The sequence below is a fragment of the Endozoicomonas euniceicola genome, assembly GCF_025562755.1.
Taxonomy (GTDB): Bacteria; Pseudomonadota; Gammaproteobacteria; order Pseudomonadales; family Endozoicomonadaceae; genus Endozoicomonas_A; species Endozoicomonas_A euniceicola.
The window spans coordinates 1,444,388-1,457,849 of record NZ_CP103300.1 but is presented as its reverse complement, the minus strand read 5'-3'; the positions used below and the strand labels follow the sequence as shown (position 1 = coordinate 1,457,849).

The window sequence follows — 13,462 nt, the reverse complement described above, 5'->3', positions numbered from 1 at the left end:
ATCACCGCTAAAAATTGTATTTGCCTTGTATCGACAAGCCTATTCGATGTTGGAAAAATTGTAGGAATTATTTGCTATAGATAGATCAAATCAGGAAATAACCAGGAAAAAATCAGGAGGTCGCCCTGATTATAAGGGAACCTCATCGACAGCAGAATGTGGTTAATGATTTTTTTACTCTACATTGGAATGCCTGTCTTAATGTTCAATCTGAATTTGGCACCAGGCCATCAAAAAAATCTAACGATAAAATTTATTTCACATTGCAACGGGTTTCTCATTATTATGACCCTTCGAAAATATAAGTGCTGTCTGGTCGTTTCCTGGCCAGCCGATTCAGGAGTTAATTTTGCACCACCATCTCAGTACCGGGGATCTTGAGTTTGAATCCAGACATGTCTGGCACCCCTATAGTTCGACCAACAGTTCGCTTCCTGTTTTTCCTGTTGTCGGAGCGAATGGCGTCAAACTGACATTAAATGATGGCAGGGAAATCATTGATGGTATGTCGTCCTGGTGGTGTATGGCCCATGGCTACAACCATCCACACATGAACCAGGCCATGAAAGCACAGATTGATACTTTCTCTCATGTCATGTTTGGTGGTCTGACCCATAAGCCGGCCATTGACCTTGCCCGTAAGCTCGTGGATATGACACCAGAACCCATTCAGACCGTTTTCTTTGCAGATTCCGGTTCGGTATCTGTGGAAGTGGCGATTAAAATGGCTATGCAGTATTGGGTGGTTCAGGGCTATACCCGTAAAACCAGAATGCTGACATTCCGTGGTGGCTATTACGGTGACACGACGGGTGCCATGTCGGTCTGCGACCCGGTTGGCGGCATGCACTCCCTGTTTACGGGTATTCTTCCCGAGCATCATTTTGTGCCGCGTCCTCCCTGCAAGTTTGATGAGCCGTTTGCTGAATCCCATATCAGTGAGTTCAAAAATAGTCTGGAAACTATGCACGAACAGGTGGCAGCGGTCATTATTGAACCTATCGTTCAGGGGGCAGGAGGTATGTATTTCTACTCGCCTGATTTCCTCAGGCGCGTTCGGGAATTATGTGATGAGTACAATGTCCTGCTGATTCATGATGAGATTGCCACGGGTTTTGGCAGAACCGGCAAGCTGTTTGCCTGTGAACACGCCAATATCGTGCCAGACATCATGACGGTGGGCAAAGCGCTAACCGGTGGTTACATGACTATGGCAGCCACACTGTGTACTGAAAAAGTCAGCGATACCATTTCTGCCCATGGGCCGATTATGCACGGGCCAACCTTTATGGCAAATCCCTTAGCCTGTGCTGCCGCCAACGCCAGCCTGGAGATTTTTGCCACGGGTGCATGGAAGTCTCAGGTAGCCAATATTGAACAAAAGCTGCTCAGTGGTTTGTCGCCCTGTGCAGAGCTTGACAGCGTGGCTGAAGTCCGGATTCTTGGGGCGATTGGCGTGGTTGAAATGAAAGAACCGGTGGTTATGAAGGAAGTGCAGCCTATGTTTGTTGAGGAAGGCATCTGGGTGCGTCCATTTGGCAAACTGATTTACATCATGCCGCCTTACATTATCAGTGACGAAGAACTGGATTTTCTGTGTCAGCGGTTCTGTCGGGTTGTCAGCCGCATTTGAGGATTAGATATTGGCTTTTGGCTTTTGGCTGTACGAGCAGCCAACAGCCAACAGCCAACAGCTAAACGCTTCTGATACATAGGCGCTTTTTGTTTGGTCTGTGCCGTTAATCGGTTCATAATTTGACCACGGATCACGACTTATGTGGGAGCCTGATATGAAAGTGGTTAAAGACATCGTTCGCAGGAATATTACTCCGCTGCCAACGGAACTTTATCTGGCAGAAGCGGTAGAACGGATTCTTGCGTCAGGGCTAACCGGTCTGCCAGTGATTGATGATGACGGAAAGCTGGTGGGCTTTTTATCAGAGCAGGATTGTATTGCACAGATGCTTTCTGGTACTTACCACTCCGACAACCGCAAAGTGGTGGCTGACCTGATGCACGGGGAACCTTTGTTTGTGACGCCTGAGGAGTCTGTTATTGATGTCGCCCAGAGAATGCAGATCAACAAACCCAAGGTATACCCTGTGATTCAGGATGATGAATTGCTGGGTGTCATCAGTCGTCAGGATGTACTGAAAGCCCTGAGTGAAATGATTAAAAGCGTATCCTTTGCCTGAGTAAACAGGCTTCCAGGGCATGGTTGAAATGCCCTTCGCTTTTTGGAACCTTAACTGTCAGCCTGCTCTGAAGCCAGCTCACCGGCCTGCTCCAGTTCATGATTGACCATGGCGGTTACACAGGAATCGGACCAGACGTTGATGGCGCTTTCAAGCATATCAATGAAACTGTAAAACGGTAGAATCAAAAGCATCAACTGCAAGTCAACGTTCATGGCCGCCAGAAACGCACTGGACAGCATGTAGCACCCCATCGGCACGCCAGCATTGCCAATCGCAGCAATCGATGCAATCAATACCCAGGACAAAAGTTCCAGCATAGAGAACTGGACGCCATTGCTCTGGGATACGAACAGTACAGTGATAAGAATAAATGCTGCACAAGCGTTCATGTTTACGCTGATACACAGGGGCATACTGAAACGGGCAACCTTACCATTCACTCCGAGTCGTTGTTCTGCGCACTTGACTGCTGAGGGCAGGGCGGCACTGGATGATTTGGCGAAAAAGGCGATGGTCAGCGCTGGCCACATGGCTTTGAGCGCTTTCAACGGTGGGATGCCTTTGCTTTTAAGGAACAGTGGCAGAATAACGCCTGCCTGAATAACGTTAGCCAGCAATACACAGACCAGGTAAACCACCAGTCCCTGAAGCATGTCCTGATTCTGGAAGTCCCGGACAAACAGAGTCACAAAAGCCCAGACCGCCAGAGGCATCAGTTTAAGTATAAAACTGGTCATTTTCATAACGGCTGCAAACAGGCTGTCAAAGAGTTTGTGCAAAGTCTCTTTATGATCCTGCCCTAGCGATAGAATGGCGGCGCTCATCAGCAGTGCCAGAAATAAAGCTCCCATCACGTTACCGTTGTAGAACGGTTCAATAAAACTGGATGGAATAATACTCAGCAGATAGTTCCAGTAGCTGACTACCTCCAGCTCCTGACCGGAACGGCTGGCTGCAAGACTGGCCTGATGTGCCGGGTCAAAGCTGGTATAAAGCAGCAGAGCCATGGCGGCTGCAACGAAAGTAGTCAGAAGCGTAAACTTGAGAACCTTGCCCCCCATCACCTTGACATCACCCATACCACTCATGCCCGAAAGCGTGGCGATCAGTGAGAAGAAAATAATCGGGAGGCTCACCAGCTTCAGCAGCCGGATAAAAATGTCGGTAATGACTTCACAGATATTATTAATGACCGGAAAATCAAGCCAGCCAGTCAGCATCCCCAAGGCAGCAGCCAGCAGCAGCAGAGCTGTTGAGCTGACTCTATAGTGTTTGTTGCATCGGTCGCACATGATTAAACTCCTTACACCCTCAAACATTCTTAAAACCGTGTAAATCAAACGTCGTGCGAGCGACAACAACGAGTGCCGGGCTTCTCTGAGCCAGCTCTCTTTAAGAGTGTTTTCTCCTGATTCCTGAAGTGCATAAAGCCGTACATAAAGCCGTACATAAAGCGTCTGCTTTTCCTGCTGGAAACGGGTGTTAAAAAAAGGTTTTCTCTATTCATAGACAGAAAGGTTAGCCTCAGGTTCCGATTTCTCTAATGCAAATTCGATATTTGCTTATAGAGCTAAAAAGCTTGTCTACACTAGGATTCTGTCGGAATTAAGGCTGTCGCGCTCTTTTCGGGCATTTTTGTACGAATGTTTTACACGTAGTCAGTGTCTGGAGGTGAAGCATGACAATTCGTTTTGATCTGCCTGAATCACTGGAAGAGTTTGATCAGCAGGAAGAGTCGCTGGAACAGCCCTGCTTTCCCTACCCGGGCTATGAACAGCGGCCCGGGGGGATTAATTTTTGGGTGACTGTGGCAACAAAACGGCTGATACGACTCAACTCTAAAGGCATCTATGCGCTAACAGCTCAGCAGGCTTCACCCGGAACGTTTCGTCATAACGACCGTAAAATCCTGCTTCAGGTTGTTCGGTAGGAGGCATTTGTCAGAATGTTCCTGATCATGCTATTGGTAGATTTATTGGCTTTATCGGTGATGGAGAACACGTTGGAACTAATTATCTGTCGACACGGCGAAGCGGAACAAAATATAGGAGGGTGGTACAGCTCAAACCCTCGTCATCCAAGCTATATCGAGGCGCATTTGACAACCAGGGGTATCAAACAGGTTCGTCAACTGGGAAGTGACCTTAAATCAACAGGTTTAACAGCTGATAACATTTGTCAGGTGTTTGCATCACCATTGCCCAGAACCTGCGAGTCGGCCAGAAACGTTATGGATGTTCTTGCGATTCCCGAACAAAAACTGATTATTGAGCCGAAACTGATCGAGTCGCAGATGGGGGACAGGGAGAGCCAGAAAATTACTCAATATAATGACAAGGACTTCTGGTTTCCCGAGAGCCCGGAATCATTTAATGGTGAAAGTCGGGAAGCAATAAAAGCCAGAATGTCTGAGGCGTTCAAAGCTATCCATCAAAAATGCCATAACCACCAGGGTCGTTATGTGTTGTTATTCAGCCACGGCGCGCCTGTTTATCTGCTGCTGGAAAAACTCACTGGCACTGGCGAACGCCTGCCTCCCGGTGGTTGTAAACGACTGACGGTGACTCCGGCAATGCTTTAATTCCCCGGAGTCCGCTTCGCAGGCTTAATCTTAAGACAAATGTCGTTAAGTTCCCTGTAAAAAAACGTTTCAGGTATCGTCTCTGCTTTTAATTTTTTAATTTTCCAGACAAAGCTCAAATTGCAGCTATATTAAATTCCACAATAAACGTTGATGCATTTTTGCTTTAAAAGAAAAACAAGGCCAGAAAAAGAGTTTTATTCATGTACAAGTTCCCTGGTTGGTTTTTATTTTTCATTTTTTTTGCAGGAAATATCGCCCTGGCTGATGTGCCGGACGCAGTCAGGGAGGCGGGTGATATTTACTTAAAATCGTATAACCATGAAATGACTGAGGATCCAGCGAGGCTGGTTGATCCGGAAAAAGAGAGAAATATCGCCTGGGCTTATGAGCTTTTTGCTCCAAATCCTTTCGGTTCTGAGCCTTTAAAAATAACCTATCGTACCAGGCAGGTACTGGTTCAAATTCTTTCTACCCAGATAAGGCAAGCTTCCCAGCCCGTTAAAACCAGTGCCAATATTTTACAGGATACCCGGGTATTAGGTAATGAGGAACTGGGAAAGTCTTCTATGCTGGACATACTGTTTCCCGGTTACACATTGTCCGGAGAAGTTTTAAAAGCGTTGATTCTGGCACAGCCCACCAGTGATATTAAAGCGTTGCGCCATCAGCAGGACCTGATAGAAAAGACAATGCAGACTGAGTCGTTGCAGAATCGGCTGCCAGCAATTCTGAAACAGCTAAAAGATTACGAACCTACCGTCGTATCTCTGTTTGATAATGCTGATATCATTTATTTCCCCGAAGTAAGGGAGCGGACAGAAAAGTTTCGCAACCTCACCTGGACAACAAAAGCTTATAACTTACTCTTGAATAGCTTGTTTTGGGTCTACACGAAGGGGAAAAATTTAGTTTTGATGGCGTCAATGATGTCTATGGTAGCAGAACCCTTTCTAAATGAGCGTTACTGTTCATGTAGTTTTTTTACCGGAATAGCGTATTCAGTCTTCTCTCTGGGCATTATGAGCGCTAAACACTTGTTGGACCACTTTGTATTGGACAAGTTGGTAGAAAGTCAGCAAATAGCACTCTACAAAACCATTCGTGTTCGAGTTGACATATTGTCCTACTATCTGCGTCAGGCATTGAGCCTGCAACAGCTTACAGACTTGCCGGAAGAATTGAGACTGAGCTTTACTTCACAGGAAATGACTTTAATAAAACATTTTCTGTATGGTACTGAATGGTTAATAGAGCAAGATCCCCGAGCTAAGAAAAATTACCTGGAATATGCCATAGAAATGCTATCGCATTCTCTTGAGCTAAAGCAGGCTATTGCCAAAGCTCTGTACCAGAGTGGAAAAATAGATATATACCAGGCTATTGCAAGGCGCATGAATTCCCCCGCCGCTAGTGGTCAGTTAACATTTGCCCAGTTCACGGCGCAGAAACCCCTGATTGTAGCCCGGGGGCTCTGGAACCCGGTTCTTAATGCTGACAAAGTGGTCACTAATGATATTGTCCTTGAAAAAAGCGATGCAAGCCCTGCACGTAGAGAAAATTGGCCTTATGTTTACGGAACCTGTAGTGCGCATTCAGAGCTCCCGCTGGGAAATCTGTTACTGTCGGGCTGTAATGCATCGGGTAAATCCACAATGATGCGGGCCATCACTGTGAATTCGATTTATCTGGCACAGACTTTCGGGATAGCTGCCGCAGAGTCTTTCCAGACAGGACTGTTTCATGCTATCTACAGCCATATGGATAAATATGACCACACAGGTGAATTTTCTTCTTATGAAGGTGAGCTGATGCAGGCCAGGCAGTTGATTGAGCAAGCCAGTTCACTGGAAAGTGGCCAAAATATGCTGGCCTGTTTTGATGAGTTGTTCAGCAACACAGACCCCGAAGCAAGCCTTTATGTCACAAATAAAGTTCTCAGCCTCATGGCGCGACAATTGAGAACAATTAATATTGTTTCGTCTCATTATGATGTAAACACCGTGGGTGTTAACGACGAAAATGAATTCGCCCGAATGCACATGCATGTTGAAAAAGCGAACGGAACTCTGGTCAAAACCTACCAGCTCAGGCAAGGTCAGAATAAACAATCCAATGCACTGTTTCATTTAATGGAAAAGTTTCGATCATTCCCGGATATTTATTCAGAATTGGAGCGTCTAAGAAAGGTTGACAATAATGGATAAGCAAAGAATCAGTCCTTATATTGCTGCTTTATTATTACACCTCATTGCTTTATCGATTCAGGCAGAAGATCTGAATCCAGATACATTATTAAAAAAACACTATCTGTCAAAATATACTGAAAAAAAGCAAGACAGTCATATCTATATCAAACCTCTGGAAGAAACCGATGAGTTAAAGCGCTATGCTCTCGATGAGAGGATGACACCTCTCAAAGTAAGAGCCACCCTGTTGCACTATTTATGTCTGGAGTGCTCCAATAAGAAAAAATCACCCAATGTTATGCCTGTGAATTATCATACGGATGTATGGCATGACACTCAGGTATTCATGGTTCCGGGCAAGGCTCATATTTATGATGCAGCCTTTCCTGGCACGACCACAATGGGAGAGGTGTATGGAGCTTATATGCTGGTAGCAGGAGCAACACATAACCACTTCCTGTTGACACAGAGACAGGGGCTTATTCGGCAGATACAGGAAAGGGGGCTGGCTGATCAGCTCCGGGAACAATTGAAGAAACTCAATCATTTTCTGCCCCCGGGGCTGGCCATTTTCGACAAAGTGCATCCTTTTAATAAATTGTCAAAAACAAATATTTTTATGGAAGAGAGGGGATTTGGAAGCTTGGCATCTAATAGTGATATCAGTTCTTATATGAACAATTATTTCGGATTTGACAGTTCTACTTATTTTGACCGTATGAAGCGTAGTAGTTTTCAAAACAACCTTATCGGCCAGTCTACCATTCAAATGGCCCTTATGCCCTATGTTACAAGCGCTTTATCTATTCCAATGAACATTATTAATTCCAGATTTTCCAAAAATGCAAGGTCTTTGAAAAATATTCCCTGGCAGGGACCAGGAAGTTATATATCAAATGTTATGAGGTCAACAATATCATTAGGAGGTTATTCCCATTACCTGTTAGCTCTAGAACAGTTTGCAACAGATGTCTTCACCATTCCTCGCATCCATAATAGTATGAAAAATACTAAAGAAGTCCTTATTGACGAACTGATGGCTTTAAAGCCTTTTCTGGAAGTGCTTTTTTCATTTAAAAAGGTTCAGGGCCTACCACTGATAAACTTTACCATGACCCGGGATGAGGAAATAATCACTGATGCTGTATTACGTAAAATCAATAATCTTAAGGTTGACAGGAGTCATAATTTTCTGAGTAGTTTTGCGGCAGCTGCCAGCACATTAAGGTGGGTACTATTGCAGAGAGAACTCATCGTCAGGTATCTGGTTAATATATCCAGACTGGACTTTTATATTTCAGTAGCTGAAAAAACCAAAGAGCCCGGTTTATGGTCTTTTGTAAAGTGGTATAGCCATGAAGGACAGATCCAGCCAAAACCAAAGATAATGGCAAAAAAACTATGGAATCCTGGACTTCCCCCTGAAAAGGCGGTTCCCAGTGATGTGAAGCTGGGGGGGAGCGACCCTGCGAACATTATCCTTACCGGAGCTAATGCCTCAGGAAAGTCCACACTACTCAGGGGGCTGGGCATTAATACTATTTTTATGGCACAAACTTTGGGGGTTGCAGCTTCAGAAAGTTTCAAATTAAGACCTTATAGTCATTTTGACAGTCTTATGGAGAAGCGAGACAAACACGGCCGTTCCTCTTATGAAACTGAAGTGGATGCTGTTGTTCGGGTCTGGGGGGTGAATAGTAAGCTGAACAAGGCACATCGTAGTTTGATACTGGCCGATGAGCTGTTTCGTACCACTAACCCGACGGAGGGAGATTCTGCCTCCGAACTGTTGGTGCGAAAAATCGGCAACCTGCCCCACGTATCGCTATTAGTTTCAACCCACTTCAATACTATGAAACAGCTTGCTGTTAAACAGCCCAAACAGTTTGCCAATAAACATATGAGTGTTGATACCGATAATGAAACCGGGCAGATCACACAAATGCATTACCGGTTAGTGGATGGCCCCAGTCCATCTATCAATGCTATCCAGCTGTTTGAACAGGAGTTCAGTACAAAATTTCCGGAATTGTATCAGCATTAGCATTCTCGCCGTAAGGCTCAGTAATACTTCTTCATCATCATGCACCGAACAACGGTAATTCACCCAAACAGTACCCTATATTAGCCATATAACACTGGGTATTCCTGAGGCCCTGCATTAAAATGACCTGCAACTTTTCTCCCGTAGAGGCTCAGAAGTTTTTTGGTAATCTTTACTCCGGATATTTCTGATAATGGCATTAATGTCACAAGCCCTGCGGTTTATTAAATCTGTCTACATCGGCTTCAGGATGATTCAGTATGACAAACCAGACCGATTTTATCAGGGTCACCTTTCCGGTGGGTCCACTGCAGTGCAACTGCACCATCATTGGTGACAAAACGACGGGGAAAGCCATTGTGGTTGACCCTGGCGGCAATGCCGACACTATTCTAGCGAAACTGAATGAGCTTGGACTTAGGGTGGTTGCCCTGATTCATACCCATGCTCACCTGGATCATTTCCTGGCCAGCGGGGAACTGAAAAAACTGACTGGCGCTCCCATCTATCTGCATGAGGAAGACAAGTTCCTGTGGGATAACCTTGAAGGGCAGTGTCGTATGTTTGGTGTGCCTTATGCTCCGGTCCCCGATCCGGATTACTGGCTTAAAGATGATGAAGAACTGCCCTGTGGTTGTGGTGTTGCCCTGCACACACCGGGTCATACACCAGGTTCAATGAGCTTTTACTTTGAGTCACACAAATTGCTGATCGCAGGTGATACACTGTTTCGTCGCTCCATTGGCAGAACCGACCTCTGGGGCGGGGACTTTAAAACGATAGAAAAATCTATACGTGAACGTTTATATGTTCTTGATGAAGAAGCCTGCGTGGTGACAGGCCATGGGCCCGATACAACCATTGGTGAAGAAATTCGAGAGAACAGTATTGTCAGGGGCTGATGCCCTGAGAGCAGTTTTTCCGGGAGACTATTGATGATCAAATCATTCAGAAATGCACTGCCACTGTTGTTTGTTGCTGTCTTTATGGCAGGTTGCCAGACGACAGACCCTTATACTGGTGAGCAGAAAACCCAGAATGCGGCAAAGTATGGCGGTCTGGGAGCACTGGCTGGTGCTGTCATTGGTGGCATTGCTGACGGTAGTGAAGGGGCTTTGAAAGGAGCTGCCATTGGTGGCGCGGCAGGAGCCGGTTATGGCTATTATACCGACCGTCAGGAAACGAAGTTAAGGCAGGAGCTACGGGGAACCGGTGTCCAGGTGTCCAGGCAGGGGGATAACCTTAAACTGATCATGCCTTCCAACATTACTTTCGATAGCAGTCAGGCTGAAATTAAGTCCAGCTTTTACCCGGTTCTGGGCTCTGTTGCCAAAGTGATGAATGAGTTCAATAAGAACCGTATTGAGATTCGCGGCTACACCGATAGTACCGGTAATCCAAAGATAAACAATCCTTTGTCCCTGTCCCGCGCAGAGTCGGTTGCCAAATATCTGGTGGCTCAGAAAGTCTCTGCTGGTCGTATGAAAATTTACGGTATGGGGGCGTCCAACCCTATAGGCGACAATGAAACAGAATCAGGAAAGGCAATGAACAGACGGGTAGAGATTGACCTGGTGCCTGACCTCCGTCAAAACTAAACAACTTCTGACCGATAGAAATAATTGCCGCCACTTGTAGCGGCGATTATTTTTTTGCCGCTACGTTTCCTGCTCCAGCGGCATGTATTTTTGCAAAGCGGTTTCAATGGTTTCTTCTACCCCTTTTTCATAAGAGCGGGCTTCTTGCAGGGCGGCGGTTAACTCTTGATATTCACGCCTTTGCAGCCGATTGGTCCAGTGGTCGAACGGTTTGGGTTCCGGACTGGTCTGGCACATCTTCAGAAAATCCTGTTCTGTACCATTGGCGGCACAGGCTTTGCCAGTAATGGCCAGTCTTGTTGCCACTATCTGTGGCCAGTAATGGGCGACATCCTGCCGAGTTTCATTGACCAGCCTGCCCAACAGACTCTGAATGTCCTTACATTTAATGTCCTTACGCTGATAAAACTCTGGCAGATTTTCTTTCAGATGAGATGTCAGCTCTTCCCACTTATCAGCCGCAAAAAGCTTTAAGGCGTCTTCGGCTGCACTCAACTTTTGATCGTCTTCCTGATTCCATTGACTGGGGCGGCCTTCATTTTTTGCTGCCAGTTTTTCATTATCTTTTAATTCCCCGAGACGTCTGGCTTCCTTACGCAGTTGTGTGTCGATATTCAAATAAAGGCTCTTGTTTTTCTGCATGACGCAGGCTCTGCGAGTAGATGCCACCCGGTCCCTGGCACAGTTACGATTATCTTTATCCAGTGGGATAAGGAATTTTTGGATTTCAGCGTCAAACGCCTGGTTTGCAAGGTGGGTTTGAATAATGCAACCCATAAACTCAGGGGGAAATACTGCCTGAAGCCAGAGGCTGCGTTGATACACGTCGATAAAGCGTTGCATTTCGTTTTCGCCCAGGCAGCGTGTTGCCATTATCTGGGAGAAAACCCGACTGTTGGGGTTGAACTGTTTGGTTTTTTTATCCATATCCCTGGCAAAACCAGCGGACATAGCTGCAAACCGGTCTCTCAGCTCTCCCAGGTTTTTGGGGGCAAACTCTTCTTCTGTTATGCCTTTGCTGTCCAGATAAGCGGCTTTCAACTGATCAAACGGAAAGTTTTCAAACAATGGGCCGAAAAGGAAGTTGTAATTTCTGACCTCGAAAAACAGAGTATCCAGACTTTTTTTCTCTTCAATGAGTTGGGCACAGTTTTTCAAAGCTATTATCTGTGGATCATTCGGGTCTTTACACTGGGTAAAGATCCGGGACTGGGCATTAAGCAGTTCATGCTGGATGGCCATGAGAAGGGCGTCATACTCTTTAGCCCCTTTCCAGAGGTTGTCGTCAAACGTTACAGCTTCGAATTTCTCATCAAAGAAAACTGGCTTTTGAACCTCCTGACGTTTGGTCCGGATAAAGTCCTGCCATTCTTGCTTGAGCTGAGTATCCGGTCGTTGCCTGAAGATGTCGGGATTTTCTTTGGCGTATTTCATCACGCCGATCATATCGTTGTTTTCAACAAAGGACTGACAGCCTGAAAGAAATACCCGGTGGCGTTGGATTTGTTCCTGCCAGGATGCGGTAGAACGACCTTTCGGAAGGGTAATAGAAGACATTGGTAACTTTTGAATTCGCTCTTCCAGCCCTTGCAGGTTTCCGTCTTTCAAAAGCCGCTGGCATTCGTCCAGTTCTCTCTGACGGCTGGTAATGAAGCTTTTCCAGGTTCGCTTACAGTTGTCGGTGGGAATATCGGTATATATCTCTTTTAACTCGGGGGTTTTGGCTAACAGTCCTGGCATATCATCGGCGTTAATTAATTCATCGCATGCCTTGCAGAGTGATTCACTCCGCTCGGTAAATTCATCCCACTCTTCAAGAATCTGATCATAGGGAAAGGCGGAAAAACTGGAATTGAAATTTTGATAATGGATAACCAGCCCTTGCAAATTATCATCTTCCAGCAAGGCTTTAGTGTTATTAATGACCCCGCGGCGAAGTACATCGATATTGCAGGTATTTATGGCGTCTTCTCTATCTTTTTCTTCTTCAAGCCTTTTGAGAGCGTGAGTTTTTATTTTCGGATAGCTGCATGGCGCGACACGGCAGTTCTCTATATGAATGGGTCGGGGAGTGTTCGTTGGAAATACATCGGGAATCGATTTAACTGGAGCGTAAAGCCCGATAGCTTGCCCAAGGTATTGACTGGTAGTTTTGATAAGGCTTAAGCCTGGTAATCCCGGCCAGAACGAATGAGTTACTGGTTCCTGTACATTGGCCATAATGATATTTCCTCCCTGAAATCACATAGCTTTTCAAACAGTTAGAGCGACTGACAGGAGAAAAGTTCATTTGCCGCCATTCCCACGCAGATGGGAATCCAAAACGAACAGTGGACTCCCGCTTTCGCAGGGATGACGACAGGATGTTTTGTGTTACTTCTCAGCAGCAACCACAGAAACCTCAACCAGTAACTCTTCACGAGCCATGCTGGCCTGGACACAGGCACGGGCAGGCGCATGACCTTCTGGCACCCAGGCATCCCAGACTTCATTCATTTCCGCGAACAGAGCCATATCTTTGATGTAGAGAGTGGCGGACAGAATGTGTTCGCGATCGCTGCCAGCCTGCTCCAGCAAAGTATCCACCTTGTCGAGCATGGTTTGTGTTTGCTCTTTAATGCCTGCACTGGCATCAGCAGCAACCTGTCCACACAGATAAATAGTGCCGTTATGCTTAACGATACGGCTCATGCGCTGCTTGATTTCCATTCTTTCGATAGTCACTGACAAACCTTTTTACTGCCTGGTTAAATTGAGGGCGCTATTCTACCCTTACCCGAACGTAAATATTAAACAATAGTGGTCGTTTTGTGTGCATTACTAATCACAATAGAACAGCTGATTATTGCAAT

At 45.9% G+C, this 13,462-nt stretch carries 11 protein-coding genes; 8 read left to right on the top strand and 3 right to left on the bottom strand.

The genetic code is table 11. The annotated features are described in order from the left end of the window. Positions 1-349: 349 nt before the first annotated feature. Together bioA and NX720_RS05630 are read left to right on the top strand one after the other, a co-directional pair. Positions 350-1,633: an adenosylmethionine--8-amino-7-oxononanoate transaminase gene (gene bioA, locus NX720_RS05635; protein ID WP_262599967.1), complete on the top strand. Its 1,284-nt coding sequence runs from the start codon at positions 350-352 to the stop codon at positions 1,631-1,633. A 157-nt stretch (positions 1,634-1,790) separates the two neighbouring features. Further along, on the top strand, positions 1,791-2,195 hold the full coding sequence (locus NX720_RS05630) for a CBS domain-containing protein (RefSeq protein ID WP_262599966.1): 405 nt from the start codon (positions 1,791-1,793) through the stop codon (positions 2,193-2,195). A 50-nt stretch (positions 2,196-2,245) separates the two neighbouring features. Here the strand turns inward: NX720_RS05630 and NX720_RS05625 are convergent, their stop codons facing one another. Then, positions 2,246-3,490: a dicarboxylate/amino acid:cation symporter gene (locus NX720_RS05625; RefSeq protein ID WP_262599965.1), complete on the bottom strand. Its 1,245-nt coding sequence runs from the start codon at positions 3,488-3,490 to the stop codon at positions 2,246-2,248. A gap of 386 nt (positions 3,491-3,876) precedes the next feature. Here NX720_RS05625 and NX720_RS05620 point away from each other — a divergent pair, with 386 nt between their 5' ends. The 6 genes from NX720_RS05620 (at position 3,877) to NX720_RS05595 (ending at position 10,610) form a co-directional block, all read left to right on the top strand. Continuing rightward, positions 3,877-4,128, top strand: coding sequence for a hypothetical protein (locus NX720_RS05620; RefSeq protein WP_262599964.1), 252 nt, complete (start codon positions 3,877-3,879; stop codon positions 4,126-4,128). Between the two features lie 15 nt (positions 4,129-4,143). After that, entirely contained in the window at positions 4,144-4,779 is a 636-nt protein-coding gene (locus tag NX720_RS05615; RefSeq protein ID WP_262599963.1) for a histidine phosphatase family protein, read from the top strand. 203 nt (positions 4,780-4,982) lie between these two features. Then, positions 4,983-6,986: a MutS-related protein gene (locus NX720_RS05610; protein ID WP_262599962.1), complete on the top strand. Its 2,004-nt coding sequence runs from the start codon at positions 4,983-4,985 to the stop codon at positions 6,984-6,986. A 328-nt stretch (positions 6,987-7,314) separates the two neighbouring features. Continuing rightward, on the top strand, positions 7,315-9,012 hold the full coding sequence (locus NX720_RS05605) for a MutS-related protein (protein ID WP_262599960.1): 1,698 nt from the start codon (positions 7,315-7,317) through the stop codon (positions 9,010-9,012). Between the two features lie 260 nt (positions 9,013-9,272). Further along, positions 9,273-9,914, top strand: a complete 642-nt coding sequence (locus NX720_RS05600) for an MBL fold metallo-hydrolase (RefSeq protein WP_262599959.1) — start codon at positions 9,273-9,275, stop codon at positions 9,912-9,914. A gap of 33 nt (positions 9,915-9,947) precedes the next feature. Then, on the top strand, positions 9,948-10,610 hold the full coding sequence (locus NX720_RS05595) for an OmpA family protein (protein ID WP_262599958.1): 663 nt from the start codon (positions 9,948-9,950) through the stop codon (positions 10,608-10,610). A gap of 60 nt (positions 10,611-10,670) precedes the next feature. Here NX720_RS05595 and NX720_RS05590 read toward each other — a convergent pair whose 3' ends face one another. Further along, positions 10,671-12,830 carry a hypothetical protein gene (locus NX720_RS05590; RefSeq protein ID WP_262599957.1) on the bottom strand — a complete coding sequence of 720 codons (2,160 nt, stop codon included), beginning with the start codon at positions 12,828-12,830 and terminating at the stop codon, positions 10,671-10,673. A gap of 153 nt (positions 12,831-12,983) precedes the next feature. After that, on the bottom strand, positions 12,984-13,334 hold the full coding sequence (locus NX720_RS05585) for a RidA family protein (RefSeq protein WP_262599955.1): 351 nt from the start codon (positions 13,332-13,334) through the stop codon (positions 12,984-12,986). Between the last annotated feature and the right edge of the window lie 128 nt (positions 13,335-13,462).